At 39.3% G+C, this 20559-nt stretch carries 20 protein-coding genes; 5 read left to right on the forward strand and 15 right to left on the reverse strand.

The window, feature by feature from the left end; genetic code table 11:
- The first annotated feature begins 4 nt into the window (after window positions 1-4).
- The gene (locus tag BLR11_RS01145) at window positions 5-748 is read left to right on the forward strand and encodes a Fic family protein (RefSeq protein ID WP_176762821.1); all 744 of its coding nucleotides are present in this window, start codon (window positions 5-7) and stop codon (window positions 746-748) included.
- 291 nt (window positions 749-1039) lie between these two features.
- Here the strand turns inward: BLR11_RS01145 and BLR11_RS14700 are convergent, their stop codons facing one another.
- The 6 genes from BLR11_RS14700 to BLR11_RS01170 all read right to left on the reverse strand — a co-directional run bounded on the left by BLR11_RS14700 (window position 1040) and on the right by BLR11_RS01170 (window position 6600).
- Window positions 1040-1381, reverse strand: coding sequence for a RusA family crossover junction endodeoxyribonuclease (locus BLR11_RS14700; RefSeq protein WP_425433747.1), 342 nt, complete (start codon window positions 1379-1381; stop codon window positions 1040-1042).
- Between the two features lie 432 nt (window positions 1382-1813).
- The gene (locus tag BLR11_RS01155) at window positions 1814-2212 is read right to left on the reverse strand and encodes a single-stranded DNA-binding protein (RefSeq protein WP_091647441.1); all 399 of its coding nucleotides are present in this window, start codon (window positions 2210-2212) and stop codon (window positions 1814-1816) included.
- Window positions 2213-2337: 125 nt separating this feature from the next.
- Window positions 2338-2496 carry a hypothetical protein gene (locus BLR11_RS14055; RefSeq protein ID WP_176762822.1) on the reverse strand — a complete coding sequence of 53 codons (159 nt, stop codon included), beginning with the start codon at window positions 2494-2496 and terminating at the stop codon, window positions 2338-2340.
- 303 nt (window positions 2497-2799) lie between these two features.
- Window positions 2800-3747, reverse strand: a complete 948-nt coding sequence (locus tag BLR11_RS01160) for a flavodoxin family protein (protein ID WP_091647442.1) — start codon at window positions 3745-3747, stop codon at window positions 2800-2802.
- Between the two features lie 68 nt (window positions 3748-3815).
- Window positions 3816-4601, reverse strand: a complete 786-nt coding sequence (locus BLR11_RS01165) for a DAPG hydrolase family protein (RefSeq protein WP_091647444.1) — start codon at window positions 4599-4601, stop codon at window positions 3816-3818.
- Between the two features lie 13 nt (window positions 4602-4614).
- Window positions 4615-6600 carry an oxidoreductase gene (locus tag BLR11_RS01170; RefSeq protein WP_218118681.1) on the reverse strand — a complete coding sequence of 662 codons (1986 nt, stop codon included), beginning with the start codon at window positions 6598-6600 and terminating at the stop codon, window positions 4615-4617.
- A gap of 177 nt (window positions 6601-6777) precedes the next feature.
- On the opposite strand from BLR11_RS01170, the gene BLR11_RS01175 reads away from it, so the two are divergent.
- Entirely contained in the window at window positions 6778-7689 is a 912-nt protein-coding gene (locus BLR11_RS01175) for a LysR family transcriptional regulator (protein WP_091647446.1), read from the forward strand.
- A 178-nt stretch (window positions 7690-7867) separates the two neighbouring features.
- On the opposite strand, the gene BLR11_RS01180 is transcribed toward BLR11_RS01175, so the two are convergent.
- Complete coding sequence (locus BLR11_RS01180) at window positions 7868-8065, reverse strand: hypothetical protein (RefSeq protein WP_091647448.1); 198 nt, start codon at window positions 8063-8065, stop codon at window positions 7868-7870.
- Between the two features lie 396 nt (window positions 8066-8461).
- Entirely contained in the window at window positions 8462-8809 is a 348-nt protein-coding gene (locus tag BLR11_RS01185; RefSeq protein WP_091647450.1) for a cupin domain-containing protein, read from the reverse strand.
- Window positions 8810-9210: 401 nt separating this feature from the next.
- On the opposite strand from BLR11_RS01185, the gene BLR11_RS01190 reads away from it, so the two are divergent.
- Window positions 9211-10488, forward strand: a complete 1278-nt coding sequence (locus BLR11_RS01190; protein WP_091647451.1) for an IS110 family RNA-guided transposase — start codon at window positions 9211-9213, stop codon at window positions 10486-10488.
- A gap of 438 nt (window positions 10489-10926) precedes the next feature.
- Window positions 10927-11148, forward strand: coding sequence for a hypothetical protein (locus tag BLR11_RS01195; RefSeq protein WP_091647452.1), 222 nt, complete (start codon window positions 10927-10929; stop codon window positions 11146-11148).
- A 618-nt stretch (window positions 11149-11766) separates the two neighbouring features.
- Here the strand turns inward: BLR11_RS01195 and BLR11_RS01200 are convergent.
- Complete coding sequence (locus BLR11_RS01200; protein ID WP_218118682.1) at window positions 11767-12510, reverse strand: type 1 glutamine amidotransferase domain-containing protein; 744 nt, start codon at window positions 12508-12510, stop codon at window positions 11767-11769.
- A 213-nt stretch (window positions 12511-12723) separates the two neighbouring features.
- Here BLR11_RS01200 and BLR11_RS01205 point away from each other — a divergent pair, with 213 nt between their 5' ends.
- Window positions 12724-13716 (forward strand): alpha/beta hydrolase, encoded by a 993-nt coding sequence (locus tag BLR11_RS01205; RefSeq protein WP_218118683.1) that lies wholly within the window; start codon window positions 12724-12726, stop codon window positions 13714-13716.
- Window positions 13717-14061: 345 nt separating this feature from the next.
- On the opposite strand, the gene BLR11_RS01210 is transcribed toward BLR11_RS01205, so the two are convergent.
- From BLR11_RS01210 to BLR11_RS01235, 6 genes are all read right to left on the reverse strand, one after another.
- Window positions 14062-15243 (reverse strand): glycosyltransferase, encoded by a 1182-nt coding sequence (locus BLR11_RS01210; protein ID WP_091647454.1) that lies wholly within the window; start codon window positions 15241-15243, stop codon window positions 14062-14064.
- A 159-nt stretch (window positions 15244-15402) separates the two neighbouring features.
- Window positions 15403-16029, reverse strand: coding sequence for a flavodoxin family protein (locus tag BLR11_RS01215; protein ID WP_091647456.1), 627 nt, complete (start codon window positions 16027-16029; stop codon window positions 15403-15405).
- Window positions 16030-16352: 323 nt separating this feature from the next.
- Entirely contained in the window at window positions 16353-17684 is a 1332-nt protein-coding gene (locus BLR11_RS01220; RefSeq protein ID WP_091647458.1) for an MFS transporter, read from the reverse strand.
- 27 nt (window positions 17685-17711) lie between these two features.
- On the reverse strand, window positions 17712-18935 hold the full coding sequence (locus BLR11_RS01225; RefSeq protein WP_176762823.1) for a metal-dependent hydrolase family protein: 1224 nt from the start codon (window positions 18933-18935) through the stop codon (window positions 17712-17714).
- Between the two features lie 453 nt (window positions 18936-19388).
- Entirely contained in the window at window positions 19389-19904 is a 516-nt protein-coding gene (locus BLR11_RS01230) for a hypothetical protein (protein ID WP_143006383.1), read from the reverse strand.
- Between the two features lie 343 nt (window positions 19905-20247).
- Window positions 20248-20559: IS3 family transposase (locus BLR11_RS01235; protein WP_143006384.1), on the reverse strand; the 312-nt coding region annotated here is incomplete at its 5' end.

Here is a 20559-nt window from a genome sequence, read left to right on the forward strand (position 1 = left end):
CTTTATGAATAACATACTAACCGAAATTAATGAGTTAGAAATCAAATTAAGAAGCCTACGTCCTTTAAATAAATCTGAATTAAAACGGCTGCGTGATGAATTTATTATCGAAACAACGTACAATTCCAATGCCATTGAAGGTAATACACTAACACTACGGGAAACCGCTTTAATTCTGCAAGAAGGCATAACAATTGCAGAAAAACCTTTGCGTGACCATCTTGATGTTATTGGTTTTAAAGATGCCTTCTACTATATTATTGATTTAGCCTCCCATAATGAACCACTAACAGAACAAACCATTAAAGCAATTCATTCCCTTGTTCTAATGAATGATCGGGAAAATCGCGGAAAATATAGAAATGTTCCAGTCCGTATTCTTGGTGCTCTTCATACCCCACCGCAACCTTATTTAGTACCACCAGCCATAGAACAACTTATACAGCATTATGAAGAATGGAACCAAACAAAACATATTATTGAAGCAGTTGCTCTTTTTCATCTTGAATTTGAATCCATTCATCCTTTTATTGATGGGAATGGAAGAACTGGCAGATTGCTTTTAAATTTCGAACTTATCAAAAATGGTCTATTACCAGTCGATATAAAATTCACTGATCGCCGCGAATATTACAACTGTTTTAACGAATATCATACGCACAACAATAATCCCCAAACATTAATTTCTTTGATTGCAAAATACGAAAAGGAAGAATTAGAACGCTATATTCAAATTATAGAAAAATAAAAAATCCCGTCATCGGCGGCAACCAGTAACGGGAAAACGCAATCGCACCACCGTCTAAAATGGGCTGATTACTTTTTTATTATATCATATCAGCCCTTTATTCACTATATCTAAAGGAGCTGATTTTTATGGCAGAAAAACACAAAAAGCGCGCTGATGGTCGATACCAAACAACGGCCACGATAGATGGCAAGCGCAAATTCTTTTTTGGAAAAACGTTCAAGGAAGCAACTGAAAATAAAGAAACATACCTTAAAACAGTACAAGCTGCCCCACATGTGGATTATAACATTACGCTCGGCCAATGGCTCGCCATATGGCTGAAAGGCGCAAAAAACACATTATCAGAAAGCAGTTTTGTCTCTTATCTACATGAGGATTCTGCTCGTCTATCCCTGCTATCCGGCTGTCACCAAAACCAACAACAAGTCTGTCATTTGCAAGGATCTCCGCTTTTTCCAATATGTCACACGTTGCCTGTAGCAATCCTGTCAAGTCCGGCCACGACTTCCTATTTGGCATATAATACAACGCTGTCATAATTACAGGACAGTCAATTGTATTTTCTTTATGCCTGAATTTTAATTGCCATAAAACCGATTCTTCATATTCTGCATACTGCCTACTTTGCATCAAACTATTTTTGTCCGCCTCATACTGTTTTTTTAGTTATCGGGCAGCCTTTAATTATAAATAAATACAGTTATTTTACTTTATAATTACTTCCTTAACTGTTATTTTTATATACAAAAATTTACTAAATATATGCTTTTATTTTAAATATTTTGTATTATAATAGAACCAAGCAGCGTTTCATTCATGCGAAAAACTTCCCAAATTGTTAACAAATTAAGGGGCCACACCCACTAATTGTCCGATGAAACTCTGCTTTCAGACAAGATATGTGAAAACAAATCACGTATCTTGTCTTTTATTTATGTTGGTGATGTATTCATACCAGACGATATATCTTAATGCCGTTGCTACTATTTACTTCTAAACAGGTACTATACCCACATTTACAAATCGTTTTTTTTGTAGTTTTCATACTATTGCTCCCTTTTACTAAAATGGGATTTCTTCTTCATTTACATCGGACCCGTAGTGATCATAACTACTGTCATTCTTCTGTATTTTTTCATCATTCGTTATATTTCGACTGACGTAATCTGCAATAATTTCAGTTACATACCGTTTTATCCCATCTTTCGCCTCGTAGGATCGTGTACTGATTCTGCCTTTTACCAATACGTTATCCCCTTTAGACAACGTATTTCCCACCGATTCAGCAAACTTGCCCCAACATACCACATTCAACCAATCCGTTATTTCTGTCCCTTCTCCATTGGATTTAACGTAATCTGATGCAGCAGCTACACTAAAACTTGCCACGGCATTCCCCTTTGTCGTAAATCGCAGTTCAGGATCTCGTCCCAGATTTCCGCTTATAATTGCTGTATTCATGTACACTCCTCCTTAAAAATCTCCTATCATCGAAATTTCATAGGTATTCATTCATGGTGAACGCTCTCGCCTTCGATTCCTGCCACAATACAGCCAGTAAACTGATCAATATGTAATACCGCCTTTTACGTTACAAGCGTACCCGTCATCCCCTGCCAATTCACGTACTGTACTTGATTATTGTCATAGGCAAAGGCGATTTCAGCATAATTATCACGCAGCATCTTTTCTGTAAGTTCCGGGAAACATCGTTTTGCATATTCCACTTCCCCAGCTTCGTTCACGTCTTTTTGTCTGGTCCTGTTACGTAAAAAAGCGCAGCAACAATAATGTTGCCACGCTTTGGCCTAACTTTATGGAGTCACTACAAACACTAAAAAAGTTTGTTTTAGAATTATTTATTAGAATTTGTAGCGATTTTTTAATGATAAGAAAAAATACCTGACATCATATTTTCTTAAACATAAATGCCAGACATTCATTTTTCTCTATTTATGTTTACAACTTTTTCAAACAAACCATACTTCAAACTATGTATGCATACACCAATTTCTCATTCGGTAATTTCATTGTATGATAAACACGAATCATTCTATTCCTTTAATTTTCAAATTAGCATACTTTTTCAATTTTTCCCGCACAATTTTCATATTTTCAGAATCGGCAAAAAAACCACCTTGCGTGCATTTTATTTCTTCAAGATGCTTTGCACGACCACTTACAGTGGTACGATCTCGTGATAATCCATTATCTTGAATAACGAACTTCCATTTTCCATTTTCCATCTGTTCTAATGTTCCACCAGCACCACATACCTGGCATTCTACCGGGAAATGGAGTCCATCCCATTGGGGTTCCCCCAATACAAGAGCATTAGAATGACAATTAGGACACCACCCCATATCTTTGTCGCCTAACCAAGTACGAGATTTCGCCGATGTACGAACAGCTTTTATGATGTGAGAACCAACTAACCCAGCTCTAGCAATCATATCATCATGCAATAAACACTGAGCCGGTGCAGGTATACGGGTAGCCAAATACATATCAATAACCTTCATATCCGTTGTAAACATAGCAGCCTGCATAGATTCCAATGACATAGACATCCATGAACGTGTAGACCCGCCTACTGCTATTAACGCTGCAACACGATCCTTATGCGGAATTGCCCCTATCGTTTCCAAAAAAGATGTTTCATAACTTAAACTACGTTGAGCAAATCTCAAAAAAGTAGCACAAACTATTAAATCATATGTAGGTGCTGAAAATATAACTCCATCAGCAGCAAGCATTGCTTGCATAATTTTCTTTTTATCATCTTTGGCATCAAGAACACAGCCCACATTTTTCCCTTGTGACATTCCTTTGGTACACGTTGTACAACCTATACAATCTTCAATATGATAATCGCGAAGATTAACTAAACGAATTTCTGCCCCTTGTTTTTGGCATTGCAGTAAAGCTTCCTTTAACAAAATTTCACTATTACTATTTTTCCGCCCAGCGGTAATACCCATAATTTTGTTATTCATCGTTAAATTCCTCCTAATATGTCAAATTTCTATGTCACTTATACTATCGAAAAATAGATAGAAGAACGTTACCAATTATCTTTTTCTTCAGCATAAACTTCTGGCAAAATAGAAGCTAGGTTGGCAAACTCCTTAATATTGTGACGAAAAAGGGCGCGAGGAACAATTTCCGGAATGGACTCACCGTCCATGACAAGTTTTATAAACTTGTTGTTTTTATAAGCATACCCTATCCAAAATCTGGATTCAAAACTAATACCGCCAGGAATACTGTAAAATTTGTGCGTCATCGCGGCTGGACAATTACCGCTGCCGATAGCACAAACAAGCGATTCGCATTTTCTTGTACTAATCAAAGAATCATCGTAGCCAAAATCAATGGGATTCATAAAATGAAGTTTCAGTGGTTCTGGTCCCATACCGATATCTTCCATAATATCATGAGTCACACCCCATGTTTTTTCATTGTTTGGTACTGACGGATCTTTAACGTAGTCTGAATTGTCAGCACGAGCATAATAATGATCTTCTGGGTCCCAAATTTTGTATCGCAGATCGCTAGTCACACTGTGCCAGCCAAACCACCAATTCATCATGTTCACTGTAACACCGGGCATAATAGTAGTATTAGCCACAAATCCGGTCCCATTCGCAGCGATGCCGAAGCCAACCTGCAGAAATTCTGTATCCGTACCTGCAATAAAGCGATTGCGTTCTTCAATAGGCAAGAGTTGTAATGTATCAGCTGCCCGTCCATCGGCAATAACTTTTTTCCCCAATGGAGCCGGTACCAATGGGCGATAAAAATATTTTACGTATGGCAATTTTTTTTCTTCTTCTGTCAATGTTACCATAATATTATTCCTCCTAGTGAATGCTCATTGCGGCTATATAGCCTTCCTTGAGAGCAATATCGACTTGCCCGACATGGATACAGTTGCCGATTTCAAATACGGGGATATTGCCAGCTGCCTTTTTCAGTTCTTCTGTTTGTAATGCTTTTAGGCCAAGTGCGTAGTATACGGTATCTGCCATTAATATTCTTTCGCTATTATTTTTGTCAACAACGTGGACGGAATTGCCACTTACTTCGGTACAGCGTGTACTGACCATCATTTTAATACCGTATGTATTCATTTCCTTCATCAATGCCTCACGATACATACCATAACTATCTTTGGCAATCGTGTCAATCATTTCGACAATTGTAACTGTATGTCCTGTTTTAGCCAATTGGAGACCAACTTCGCAACCAACCAGGCCGCCACCCAGCATAATAATATTTTTACCAATTGTTTCCGAATGGTTATATGCCTCCATAGCTTGTTTTGCTGTATCTAATCCTTTAATGGGAGGAACAGATGGAGCCGCTCCAATAGCAATAATCAATACATTCGGTTGTTCCTTACGAATAAAATCTGCATTAGCCTTTGTATTCAATAAAACACGGATATTACGTTTTTTAATAAGACGGATAAGACGATTTTTAGCATTGCATAAATCCGTTTTGTCAATATCTGTATCAGTAAAACACAGTGTTCCTCCCAGTTTTGCATGATCATCAACGATTGTTACATCATGACCTCGGTCGCAAGATACAATAGCCGCTTCCATACCACCCGGTCCCCCGCCAATGATCAAAACCTTACGCGTACCATCTGACTTCGGAAAAGTCCCAAACATGATATCGGGATCCGTCGCCGGATTGAGAGCACAGATACCAACTTTTTGGGACAGTGTTAGGCCATCATATGGAATATCCATATACCCTTCTTCTGGAGAACCTGGAAAACAATGGTAACAACGAACACAGCGACGGATTTCATCTTCTCTGTTGGCAGCAGCCTTATTGGGGAAGTCTGGATCACAAATCATTTGCCGACCGAGAATGACAAAATCCGCCTGACCGGAAGTAATAATTTCTTCTGCCAGCGCAGGAGAATTAATGCCTCCGATAACTCCAACCGGCAATTTGGTATATTGCTTAATAATTGCTGAAGATTTCGCATTGAAGCCATGTGGTACAAACATAGAGCTGAACTGATGTGTTGTAACAGGATCTGTATAGAGTCCTTCGGAAACATGGATAGAATCAACGAGGTCTTCAATCATCTGGACAAACCGTCCTGTTTCGTCGATAGTCATGCCATTAGGCACACCTTCTTCAGCACTCAGACGAATGTCAATAATAAAATTCGATCCGACGGCCTTACGTATAGATTGGAGAATTTCAATTGGGAATTTAGCACGGTTTTCCAAGGTTCCGCCATATTCATCAGTACGTATATTGGTCCGTTCTGAAAGAAATTGAGTAAAAAGAAATCCATGACCCGCATGAACAGTAAGACCATCAAACCCAGCTTTTTGCATAAAGGTAGCTGCCACAGCAAAATCATGAGCAATGCGTTGCATGTCAGCTCTCGTTGCAGCATGGACATGAACTCCATCTTTGTTGATCATATCTATTGGACCAATAGGTTCCGGCTGGCCTACAAAAGGAACCTTTTCGGAACCAGCATGACAAAGTTCCCCCAGAGCGATAGCATTGTATTTATGGATGCGGCGAACATATTCTTGAAAAACTCGGAAATGTTCCCCTTCAAAAGACGTAAAATCAACAAATGGAAACGGCAAGCGGTTTGCATCAGTAAAGTTAACGTCTACTTCCCCCAGGGTGACCGCAGCAGCTCCGCCCTTAGCGCGTACTTCAATCTGGCGAAAACATTTTTCCCGAATATTCGGATCCATAGCCGAAAGAGCAAACGTCATCGGCGCACTAACAATGCGGTTGCGATATGTTTTATTATTTACTCGCATGGTTTGAAATAGATGTTCAAAGTGGTTGTTTGTCATATTGGTTACCTCCTGATCAGGTATTTATATTATCAACTACACTCAGTATAATCTGCTTAATTTTGATCGTCCAATATAATAAACGATATCAGTAATAACTAAAACTTATTTATTATATTGCATACCACCTAACTATCCCATATAATAGTAGTAACAACCTGTAGGAGGAACCAATATATGAACATACGACAATTAGAATATTTTATTGCCGTAGCGGAAACACTCAATTTTACTAAAGCGGCAAGCCGCTTTTATATTTCTCAAACGGCGATAACACAACAGATTAAAGTACTTGAAAGGGAAATAAATTGTACTCTATTTTATCGCAACAAAAGACATGTTGAACTAACACCGGCAGGCAAGGTTTTTCTTCCAAGCGTCCGGGAGATTTTGCGTAACCTAAATACCGCTATTGCCCGCTGTACCTCCATTTCCACAGGAATCACAGGCACACTAATCATTGGAATTGTCAAGGACTATGTGAACGTTAACTTTGTCGATACATTAGACCGCTTTTGCCGAGTATATCCAAATATTTCGCTCCACTTCATTCGCCAAACTGTTGATACTCTCTACAATCTTCTCCTCAACAACAAGGTGGACATCATTATCAATGTAAAATTCCACACAGAAAAATACAGCAACATACAATGGAAACTTTTACATCGAGCCTCACTATTAGCAATCTGCTCCAAAAACAACTCACTCGCAAATAAAACTCATCTAACGGTACATGAACTACGACAAGAAAATCTCCTTCTCCTAGATACGCAAGGCAACGAATTAGATGAAAAAACGCAGATGTTGCACAACTTGGCCCTTGACACCGCTATTTCTGGAACAATTTACTACAATGAAGATGTCGAAACGATTTTTCTCATGGCCGCCGCTAATCAAGGTATCGGATTAGTCCCTGATTACGTTCCTCTTCTGCAACAGTTTAGTAATAAAATTCGAGCAATCCCTATCATAGACAATGAAGAACGAGTCGAAGTCATAACTGCTTGGAATAAGGAAAATGAAAATCCATCATTGCAATGGTTTTTAAATATTCTACAAATCAGTAATATAACTACAACCGATAAATAATCGCGAGATTGTTGACTATAGCTGCGGCAAACATCAAGATGTGAAATTAGTGTAGGTAAACAGAACCATGAAATATATCTCTATAAGTAAAAAAATTATAACCGTTTATACTACAATAATCATATTCATTCACTTTTCCACGCAACAAAAAAAGCACCCATTGCTGAGTGCTTACCTGTTACTTACAATCGCTGACACTGATGACGCTAATATCTGTCAGATTATATCTGCATTCTCTGCGTCCTGCGTTTTTCTTTGCCTGCTCAGATAATATAATATAGTTCGTTTTAGAATCGTGTGCTTTACAAATTCCTTCGTGCAGCGCTCTATTGCTGATCACTCGAATTTTTAAATACTTCTCTAAATAAGATGTCATATACTATTCCCCCTCATGATAAGAGCCACACAACGTCTATGAAATATGTATAATTACCTAGCCTATATTTATTTTTACCTTATCATTATACCACATATTTCCAATCCCAAACCCCTGAGAAACTACTGCAAGAAAAATTTTTTCACAATAAACAAATCGTTACCTCTCTGGGATTACTTTTTTATGATTATTTTTTCTTTTTTGCTAAAATAATGCGTAAAGTCTCTTCTTTATCCATACACTCCATTATCTATCCTTCGTGATGTTCTTCCTTCCTATCGTATCACACGACAAAATACCATTTCTTGTATTTGTTATTCTTTTCAGCAATAACCTTCTCATTATATCCGCTAACCGATTGCGCCTGCTGCTGCAAAAAATCAGCGGTCTCCATTCTTACGCTTTATATGTTCCACCTGTATTATTTTCATTTAATGTGCCTTCTACTTCCACAAGAAGGCATTTGACTAATTTTTTACAAACAGGACGATGCCGTGTTCCGTGGGGAATAATAATAAAATCTCCTTCCGTTAAATGGGTCGCCCCATCGTCAAATTCGATATCGAATTCGCCTTCAATACAATAAAACATTTCATCGGACTGATCATGCACATGAAAATCCAATGTCCGATTTTCTGCCTGCAGTACATTCAGCATATGATTGTTTAGGGTATCCACTCTATGATAGGAAAAAAGATTGGCTGCTGCATTCACTTGGTCTTTCAGGTTCATTTTTTGAATCATAATACTTCCTCCTCGTATTATAAGTTTATAGACCTCACTAAGAGGCTATAAACTTATTTTTTTATGATATAGGTATGGGAGAATTGTTAGTCATCCTTTTCATACCTATATAATTAATAAGTTGTTTTATAATCATGGTCCCAGATGCTATACTTTGTTCATAAGAATTGTAGCTATGGTCACTGCTTCTTCCTCCAGCAAAACATGTTGTTATTGCCTAAAAAGCTTGCAGCCCTAATACTACGCCAAAACTTATTACACAAATGCTGCTTCCTGGTATCTAGCCACCAGCAGGGTATTTCTGTCAGTGAATGCTAATAACGCGAGGGTTAGGGTGGCGTAGTGATCTGGGATAATCCATGATTACATTCTTCATTTTATTTCAAAAGGGGGTGATTCCCGTGAAGAAAATTGATTACCTATCAACGTTGTTTGTTGGGATTGATATTGCATCCCGAATGAATGTTGTGTCTGCCATTGATTTTAATCAGGACTATTTCATAAAGATGAAACCAGCTCCTAATTCTCAGGAAGGGGCGGAATTTCTTGAAACAATGATTGTTAATGTCTTAGGTAATAACCATCAGTTCAAGTACGTCATTATCGGTATGGAGTCTACTGGCTTTTATGGTGTACACATCGCCAATTATCTTTCTGCCAGCGATACGCTTGCTCCTTTTTCCTTACATGTGTACTGCCTCAATCCAAAGGAAGTGAAAAACTATAAAAAATCTTTCAACGACTTAGGCAAGAACGATGGTATTGATTCTTTTGTGATCGCTGACTATGCACGTGTAGGACGTATCGCTAGTAAACCATGGCGGGGTTCGCAGTACTTAGCTCTTCAACGCCTTACAAGACATCGCATGCACATTACTGAATGTATTGCCAGAGAGAAAACATACATGTTAAATAATATCTTTCTCAAATTCAGTGAATACGCGCTTTTGAATAAGGACGAGCATCCTTTTTCAAATAAATATAGTGCTACTGCGCAAGCAATTCTAACCGAGTATACAACCAATGAAGATCTTGTAAATTCTTCAGTGGCAGAACTGGTTGATTTTGTCAATTCTAAAAGTCGCGGTCGTATTGCTGATCCAGAAGAAACAGCCAAGATTCTTCAAGCTGCAGCGCGTAATTCATACAGACTGGATACTTGTCTGTATGAACCATTAACCATATCTATTGCATCTTCTTTTAACTGCATCAGTTCCTTTGAAAAAGAGCTGAAAGTGATTGATAAAGCCATACTTCAAACTGTGCAAGGGTTAAATCCCGTAGAATATACCGTTCTGAATTCCATTCCTGGAATTGGCAAAGTTTTCTCCGCTGGCATTCTTGCTGAACTTGGCTCTATTAAAACATTTCAAAACGCGGATGCACTTGCCAAGTACTGTGGCATCGTCTGGAACGATAACCAGTCTGGGGATTTTGAAGCAGAAGATAAAAAGATGAGTAAAGCTGGCAACCGTTACCTGCGCTACTATATCATCGAAGCTACTGACAGCGTCATCAGAAACTGCCCTGCATACAAAAGATTCTATACCAAAAAGTATGTTGAAACCAGAAACCATCAACATAAAAGAGCACTCGCGTTGACCTCCCGTAAATTTATACGTATGCTTTTTGGCCTGCTGGACAAAAGCCAACTCTACTCTCCGGAAAAGAGTAGGTAATCCATATCAACTATCTAGCTTACGTTTTTCTTTGAAAAACCGTAGGTCTATTCAAGTTACCCTTCTCTATCAAAAACAATTCAATTATGTTCTTGACATATTACCAAATTGCTTTTTCGCAACATGGCGATTAGCCTATGCCGTACTTTTTGACGTGTAGGATACTATAATAGATCGTATAGGATCGCCTGTCCTGTATTGTTTCCTGCGGTTACAATACAATTTAGTTTAGTTCATTTATTTTTATAAATCCTCAATTTGAGTACTTATATCTTACTCCTTTTTTTCACCTATTGTTACAATTTTATAACAATACAGTTTACTTTATTACGGTCTTTTAACACAATGGTATCGGTTCTGTGTATTCCCTTGCTTCTCCAAAAAACGCCGAGTATACTACACCTATCAAACAAATTATGCATAAAGGAAGTGAGCATCATGTTATCTATCTCAAAAAAACTAAAAGTAACATTATTAACCGGCATGCTTACGGCCAGCATGTTAGGAACCACGTTAGTAAGTGCTGCCGGTCCCTGGCATCATCCGGGGCCTCCTCCAATTCATCATCATCATTATTATCATGACAACAGCAGCAACAATGCTGTCACTGCTTTCGTTGCAGGTGCTATTATAGGTGCCGTCGTAGGACACAATACCTAACATGAATTCATTAAAAAGGAGAGGCTGCTAACGATAATATGTACCAAAAAAGTTCTCCGCCCAAAAAGCGGAGAACTCTTTTAGTACGATTTTCTCCTGCCGTATTCATACCAATCAAAATGTTATTATATATTTACTATTTTTTAAAAATACGTTGTATTATACTATGGATAAGTAGATTTTCATTACTATCGCACACTTTTCAAATGGCACGTTATACAAAATTTGCCAGTTGTTTTTATGCATCGCAATGCATGCATGATTTACATAGTCAATGAAAATCTACTTTGGGATCGAATACGTGGAGCAGCAACCGCGTATTCGGTCTTTTTTCGTTTGCTTGTTATGTATTAAATAGCAGACAGTATTCCTATGTAATTTAACAATTATCCATATATTTTAATTAATATTACCGATTTTATTCATTTATTTTTAATAAATGCTTGTTTTATTTCTTATTTTCCTTATAATAGAATAAACAGGTTTCTTATGTGTTTCAATAGAAACATCTCCTAATAAAAATGCCCATCACATTTCTAGGAACCCTGTTTAAGAGGACAAAGCCCACTACCCTTCTGCTTTGTCTTCTTTTTTATAAGCAAATATCGCAGCCTACCTTCAATCCACATGAAGAACAGCGTTCACAACCGCTTCGCCTAACTGTTTGCTGGATTGTGGATTTTGTCCTGTAATCAGATTTCCGTCTATTTCTATATGATCACTCCAAGGAGTTCCGGCCACAAACCTTGCTCCCTTAGTGTTCGCTCTGTCTTCCAGAGAAAAAGGAACCAACTGTTCTGCCTGAACCAGTATTTCTTCCGCATTGGTAAAGCCGGTTATCTTCTTATCCGTTACTACCGGCATACCATCTTTTCGTACTGCTTGCAGCAGCGTTCCTGTTCCATGGCAGACTGCGGCAATTATTTTATTTTGCGCGTCAAAATATGAAATAATTTCATCCAGTGCCTTGCTATTGGCCAAATCATAGAGGGGACCATGACCACCGGGTATCATCAAGGCATCATACTCCTGGTAGTTGATTTGTGATAGTATTTCCGTCTGCTGCAGAATATCCGCCGCTTGTTTCCATTCTGCGCCAATTCTTTTATCTACACTGCCGGGATCAATAGGACAACTGCCCCCCTGTAGACTGGCAGTCGTTACGGTAAAACCTGCTTCGACAAAAAGAGTATACGGAACCGCAAATTCCTCCAGCCATAGGCCCGTTTTTCTTCCATTATCAAAATGATCATGATGGGTGACCACCATCAGCACTTTCTTTTCTCTTTCGTTCGCCGAAACTCTATTCATCGGCAACAAAAGCAATACAACTATCGCGGTTATTACTAAAATAGTCAGCATATATATCACTCCTTTTCGATGCTAATACGTATATCTGTATACTTTACCTATACTATAGCACTATATAATTCAAAAGAAAATATATCTCTTTATTTTTGAAATTATCTGCGTATGATGCAGATAATTCTATTTTATAACTACGGGAAAGTCACACGGCCCGCCATATAATTTTTCCATTCTGTGATATAATCATCTCAAAGGAGTGAATACGTCATGAAGCATGCAACGCGTATGGGGAAACTGTTTTTTAGGGCATTGCTGCTCTGTCTGCTTATTGCAGTCCCCCTCACCGGCCTTGCTGCCGGAATCCGGACAGAAGAAGTCCAACTGACTCAACCCCAGGGAATATTAAAAGGATCCCTAGTATTGCCGCAGTCTCAAAAACAGTATCCTGTCGTACTGCTGATCGCCGGTTCTGGACCAACGGATAGAAATGGAAACAACAGCCTGTCCGGAGAAAACAACTCATTGAAACTGCTAGCAGAAGGACTCGCTGAAAAGGGCATCGCCTCTCTTCGTTATGACAAAAGGGGCATTGGAGAAAGCCGTTTTCCCGTCCTAAAGGAATCAGATTTGACAATAGAGACGTATATCCAGGATGCGTCCCAATGGATACGATATCTAAAAAAAGACCCAAGGTTTTATTCCGTTATCGTACTGGGACACAGTGAAGGCAGCCTGATTGGTGCAGCTGCCGCCCGGCAAAGTGCTGCAGATGCATTTATTTCTGTTGCCGGTCCCGGGAAATCGCTGCAAACCATTTTATTAGAACAACTGCAGCAGAATACCTCACAAGAATACTTCCGCCAGAGTAAATTCATCATTTCCGAATTGGAAAAAGGCCACTCTGTACCGATTCCGGATGCTTCGTTTGCCATCTTATTCCGTCCCAGTGTGCAACCCTACCTGATTTCTGAATTCCGATATGATCCTGCAATAGAAATTTCTAAATTAAATATCCCCGTTCTTTTGGTACAGGGAACACACGATATTCAAGTCGCTCCTGAAAATGGACGTATATTAAAGCTGGCAGCTCCCAAGGCCACACTCGTGATGATCGACGGCATGAACCACGTGCTAAAGTTTGTTGCAATGGATAGGGACGATCAGATTGCCACTTACAGCAATCCCCACTTACCTGTTGTTCCGCAGATGATTACTTCAATCGCTGCCTTTATCAACAAACTACCTATGCTAAAAAAATAAAACAGTATGCCGATGTATCCGGTTCATAAGGGGATACAGGAGAAACATATTCCACCTGCACAACTATTTCCGAACCACTTTGTGATTGTATGATACTTCGTAAAAAAGGACGCGTTATGGATTTATGTGCCGAACGGATAGTTGCACTTGCTATGTATATGAACAGCGTAAAACAATCCGTTTAGAAAAACGCCTTCCTCATGGTTGGGGATAAAGTCAATATTCTCATTAGCCAGACTGTTTTACGGATAGACACCTACATCAAAAACAGGAACATTCCAAATGAATGTTCCTGTTTGACTATGGTATAGACTTTGTTCTCTCATAGGACAGCAGCGAACGCTTTTACAAAGTATGCTCCTGCAATTGCCGCAGTAACTGATCCCATTGATTCCAAACGATATCGGGGCTATATTTTTTTACAGATTTCCGGGCTTCTTCCCCCATTTTTTCTCGTAACGCCGGAGATTCCATTACCGTTTCCAATCCCTTGGCAAACGGCAGGACTCCGTTTTCGCATAAGATGCCGTTTTTTCCGTTGTCCAGCAACTTGTTCACTCCATCCGCGGATGCATAGCCTACCGCCGGTAAGCCAATCGATAAGGCTTCGGCCAATGCTAAACCAAATCCTTCATATGCCGACGGAAATGCAAAAATATCCGCCTTCTGCAATTTAGCCATTACATCCTTTTCCAGTCCGCATAAAAAAACACGTTCCTGCAATTGATACTTTTCAATCAACTGCTGCAAGTTTCTTGTATATTCCGTGTGATTTTCGGCTTCTTTTCCATATATATATACATTCCAGTCAGGATAGGTATCCGCTAATATATGAAATGCTTCAATTAATATATGCGTCTGCTTTTGCACCGGATCCAATCTGCCAACCGTAACAATACAATGAGTCTTTGCCGTATCATTTATTTTTTTCCACTGAGATTCTTCTACCCGATTAATCGTATTCGGAATATATACAATACGGGTTGTAACATATTGCTTCGCTTTTTCCACAAAATCCGGCATTAATACTTGATGGACTGTTACTTTATTTTCTTCTTTCAATGCCCACGCATTCATATTTCCCAACTTGGGTTCAATTGCATTATGGATCATAGCAATCACCGGAACATGCGGCAGGTTCAATGTATTGGCCACCAAAACATCTTCATGTTCATAACATATGATTCCCGTAATATTTTGACCCGCCAGCAGCGGCTTTATTATATTGACAGCTAACGACGTGATATATTTTTCCTTTGGACTATCACAGTAAGGAATTATGCGATTTATTTCCCGCTTAAATTTTATCGCAAGCGGAAGTGCCGCATTCCGCACCCGGAGTTTTATAAGGTGTACGCGGGAATCGAAAGAAAGAAAAAATGATGAAACATCCATATCATTAACCACGGCATATACGATATAGCCTCTTTTTACAAACTCGTTGGCCATATTGACAAAAACATGTTCTGTCCCGCCGCCATTCACCAAGGACGTATTGGCCGTATACAATAACAGGATTGTTGACATCGGATTCCCTTCTTTCTGCTTCAGCTAAAATCATTGTAGCATATAATAATGATTTTTTTCAATTGTGCAGTCTGCTGTCGAACAAATGTTTTTTGGTTAGGATGCACATACCTCTTTCTTACTGAGAGCTGCCAGTGTTTTCTAGATACGAGGTCACCGTTATCGTATAAAATTAGTCATAATTTTATCTTCATATTGCGGTTCCGGAACACCTGCTTTGCCGCAGATAGCCAGACACGTCATAAGCCATGCCATATTTTCACCCAAGATTCGCATCGTCTGCATTCCTTCCAAATCCTGTTTTGCTTCTTCGGGTGTATTCCCATGAATTTGATTCCAATACAAAGAAGGCACAATTGGCATATTGGTAATGGAAAAATATTTATTTAATTGATCAAACGTAGTTGCTGCACCGCCGCGGCGGCAGGATACGACAGCGGCACCCACTTTCTTTTGCACTGTCTTTTTCACACAGCAGAATACACGGTCCATGACTGCCGTTACTATTCCAGTAGCTGAAGCAAAGTGAACCGGCGACCCAATGACTAATCCATCCATTCCTGCATTAATTTTATCGACTACTTGATTGGCCACATCATCTGTAAAAACACAGGTTCCTGTTTTTGCACACTTACCGCAGGCAATACATGTGTATACGGGTTTATTTCCCAACCAAAAAATTTCGGTTTCAATATCATGCTTTTGCAATGTTTTTTCTACTTCCTGTAATCCGATATACGTACAACCATGTTCATGCGGACTGCCATTAATCATAAGTACTTTCATCAAAATCTCCTCCCGTCATTGCTAAATTCAGATATTTCATAGTATTATATATTTTTATTATAATATAAATTAATACTATATTATTTTAAATATTGGCTGTATTTACTATTTTTTTTTACGGATACCGTATTATTTTATGCAGCGGCTGCCGCTGCAAGGTACAGGACAGTTTATTTGCAAATACGGGTAAGACCGCAATTTATGGTGGTCTTACCCGTATTTGTATGATAGAAATATATACTGCAGTTTTCATGTATTTGATATAGCAAAAAACACACTATATAACTATCCTCGTTCCAGTGCTGCAGACATATGCTGTTCTACTACTTCTTTAATGGTTTTCTATAGGTTTCCTTCCCCAAAAAGACCATGACCAAAAAAGTCACCGCAGTCCCGGCAATCAAATAATACGTGGGCGACAGGGTACTCCCCGTTGCGGATACCAGCCATGTAGAAATAAACGGTGCGGTTCCTCCAAAGCAAGCAACGGCAATATTATACCCGATAGCAATCGCACTGCAACGCACGTTTGTCGGAAAAATTTCTGTCATGTAGACCGTGGCTCCACCGCATAACAATGCTTCCAACACGGCAAAGACAAACAATACGGCCATCAAAACAATCGAATTTTTTGTCGTGCTTAGTGCATAAAACAAAGGATAGCTTAATAGGACAAAGCCCAACGCTGAATACATGATAACAGGTTTCCTGCCTATTTTATCTGCTAATTTCCCGGTAAACGGAATCGCTATCATAAAAATAATAATCAACAGAGTGTTCAATGAAAACCCAAGAGTCAGGGGAAATTGCAATATTTTAGAAATATAAGTAGGCATATACGCCATCACAAGCCAATAGGAAATCGTCCAGCCAATAACTAACCCAAAACTTAAGAATGTTTCCTTCTTATAGTTACGAAGTACTTCTACCAAGGGTGTTTCTTGCAGTGTATTCATCTGAACCGCATTCCTGAATTCCGGCGTTTCATCTACATGCTTTCTAGTATACAGTCCAAACGCAGCAATAAAAATACCGCTCCAGAAGGCAATACGCCAGCCCCATGTCATTAACTGATCCGGAGTTAATGCAAAACTTAGTCCCGTTCCTAATGCCGACCCCATCAATAAACCAACAGCAATGCTGAATTCTGACCAACTTACTATATATCCGCGATTGTAGGGAGTTGCGTATTCTGCCAAGAAGGACATACAGCTTCCCCATTCGCCTCCCGTAGAAATTCCCTGTAGCAGTCGGCATAAGGTCAAGAAAATCGGGGCCCAAATCCCAATCGTTAAATAACTGGGAATACAACCCACAAAAAACGTACTGATTCCCATTAATACAATGGTCCATGTCAAGGCGGCCCGACGGCCGACGCGATCGGCATAGTGACCAAAAACAAGGCCGCCGACCGGGCGCATGACAAATCCAACACCAAAGACGATAAATGATAGCATAAGTGCCGTAATCGGTTCTTTTGAAGCAAAAAACTGCGAAGAAATAATAGATGCAAAGTATCCATAAATCCCATAATCGAACCATTCCAGCGCATTTCCTATAGAACCGGCTAAAACTGCCTTAAATATAGATTCCGGAGCTTGTACAGCCTCGACTTTTTCTTCGATACTGACTTCCCCTCTTATCGATACATTCATGTTGCGCCCCCCGACTTATTTTATAGTTTACTGAAAATCAAAAGCAGGTATCCGTTTACCTCGTTGATATACTGATTCTAACGCAGTTTCAAAGGCGTGAAGAGTATCAAAAGGATTTTCCGTCAGCAACAGGACATCGCCATCTTTTCCCACTTCTATAGATCCTTTTGCATCAGCAATTCCCAATACCTCAGCAGATGTGATCGTGGCTGCTTTTACTACTTCCTGACGACTCATGCCATATTCATTCATGACATACATTTCACCATAAACACTGGGATGAGGTCCAAAATTAGGAGACCCGGCATCCGTTCCCAATGCAATGCGCACGCCTTTATCCATGGCATTCCTAAATGTGATTTTTTGCTGTTCCACTACCTTTTTCGCTTTTTGATTCATATAATCATCTACGATTCCCTTGCTTTCTGCTAGTACTTTATAAATCCACAGCGTGGGAATAAGAGTTTGTCCTTGTTCACGCATGACATCCATCTTTTCTTCCGGAATATCCGCTCCATGTTCAATGGTATCAATTCCTGCGTCGATGCACGCACAAATGCCTTCACGCGACAGGGCATGGGCACTTACTTTCATGTGGAGGCGATGGGCTTCCTCTGCAACCGTGCATAGATTTTGATAGCTATACATGGAAGGACCGACATCTTCCGGCCCTGCCGCGCCCCCTGTTGCCATTACCTTTATCCATTGACATTTTATAGCGGCATGATTTTCAAGACTTTTGAGCGTACGGACTGCTTTTACCAACTCATCATCCGTATCGGCGATCCGTGAAAGAGACGGTACATGACCGCAGCTACCGGTAATAGCACTGCCGCACGGTATGATATCGCAGCCCCAAGTCAACCCCTTGCGCATGGCATCCGCCAAAAAGATGGTTACATCTCCATTGCACCCGACATCGCGAACTACCGTAACCCCTTTACGCAGACTATCCTGTGCATTATGCAATGCACGGATCATCGCAATATATGGGCCCTCCATACGATTGGCAGTAAGCGGATCTGCCAACGTCCCCTCCCAAACCAGATGCACATGCATATCCATTACTCCCGGACATAAATATTTACCGGTGCCGTCAATGATTTTGACAGACATATCCCCTGTGTCCTTCTCATTTTGTGCTGTAACAGAGACTATTTTGCCTGCCGCTATGACTACATTATACTGTTCTAAAATACATGCATTTTTGACGTCTATCACATTTACGTTGCTAAAACATATTTTTTCCAAAATCATGCCTCCACTCTATATATTTTTTCAAAAAGCCACTTACACTTTACTTATTTAAATAAATAAACAGATTTTTATTTATAATTCATAATATAGCGTTTATATTTTCCTGTCAAGAATATACCCGCCATAAATCTTTATGATATATTTACTTCTCTTTTGAATATTTTGTACTATACTATAGTCAAGTAGCTGTTCATTGCAGCAAAAACTTCCAAATTGCTTGCTATGCAGTTGTTTCACCTACTTTAATCAAGCAATGAACAGCTACTTTGAGACAGGATATACAGAACTATATGCTATATATCCTGTCTTTCATTTTTTAAACCATACGATATCGCTAAGTGCCACGTATTTGAAACCATATATTTCTTAAATTATGTCATCATAGTCGGGTACTCCCGGTAATAAAAATAACTCCACCAAAAGGTGGAGTTACCCGGCACAATGAATTTACTCTGCTGTCACTGCCTCGCCAGAACCTGCATTATTAGTTTTCCACACATCTGTCGGTCCTGTGATCGCAACAACTTTCCAAAACAGTGAATCAAAGAATGCTGCATTGTTTGTCACCATATCCTTCGTAACATTTTGTCCTTTACTATTTATCACGCTATTCACATTGACAACACGATCGTAAACACTGGTATAGGTTGTAAATAAAACAGTATATTTCTCTAAGTCATCCATTGGGACATTCCCATCGTTTCCCTTAGCCGCACTGTATATAGTACAGCCCAAGGCCGATACACTGCTATCTGCATTAGAAACATAACAGCTGGAGGGATCCAAATAATATTCACTTGCATCGCCCACACCTATAAGAGGATATTGATCGTATAGAAAAGCTTGTGCCGTGGAAGCACTGCCCGCCGGAGTAATGGTTGCTGCGTATACGGATACCATAGATGTGCCCAATATTGTTAAACCAACTGCCAATAGTATGCCTGCCTTTTTTAACTTCATCATAATCCCTCTTTTCATAAAATATAGTAGTTTTATATAATTGATGGCAATACCTTGCCACCTGTACTGTTTTACTGAATATGTATGATAATCGTTCAGCCGTTATGTCACGGATACATAGTAATACACGTTTTTTTTGTTCTTTATAAGAGTAATTTTCTGCTGTATCGATACTTGTTGTTATTCTATTGATTTTTTATTTATCTTTTTTATATAATTATTCATTTATATGTATTGTATCATAAAAAATAATAGCTGTATATAATAAACTACGGTACGGAATGCTGTAGTGACCCCATAAAGTTAGACCTAACCGTAGTAGCATTTATTGCTGCTACGGTTTTTATTATGCTGCGACATGACGCAACCGATAGTTTACCGGACTTAGCCAGCCAAGCTTTGCCTTGATTCTACGGTTGTTATAATAGATAATGTATGTCTGAATTGCTTTTTGTAACTCTTCGAAGCTGTGATATGTACGGCCATAATATAGTTCCTGCTTTAATAGTCCAAAGAAATTTTCCATCACGCTATTGTCAAGGCAGGTTCCCTTTCGGGACATGCTCTGATAAATCCGTTCTTCTTTTAAGCGGCTAACATATTCTCCCATTTGATAGGCCCAACCCTGGTCGGAGTGAAAGGTCCGTCGATAAGGACA

This window comes from Megasphaera paucivorans, assembly GCF_900103535.1.
GTDB classification, from domain to species: domain Bacteria; phylum Bacillota; class Negativicutes; order Veillonellales; family Megasphaeraceae; genus Megasphaera_A; species Megasphaera_A paucivorans.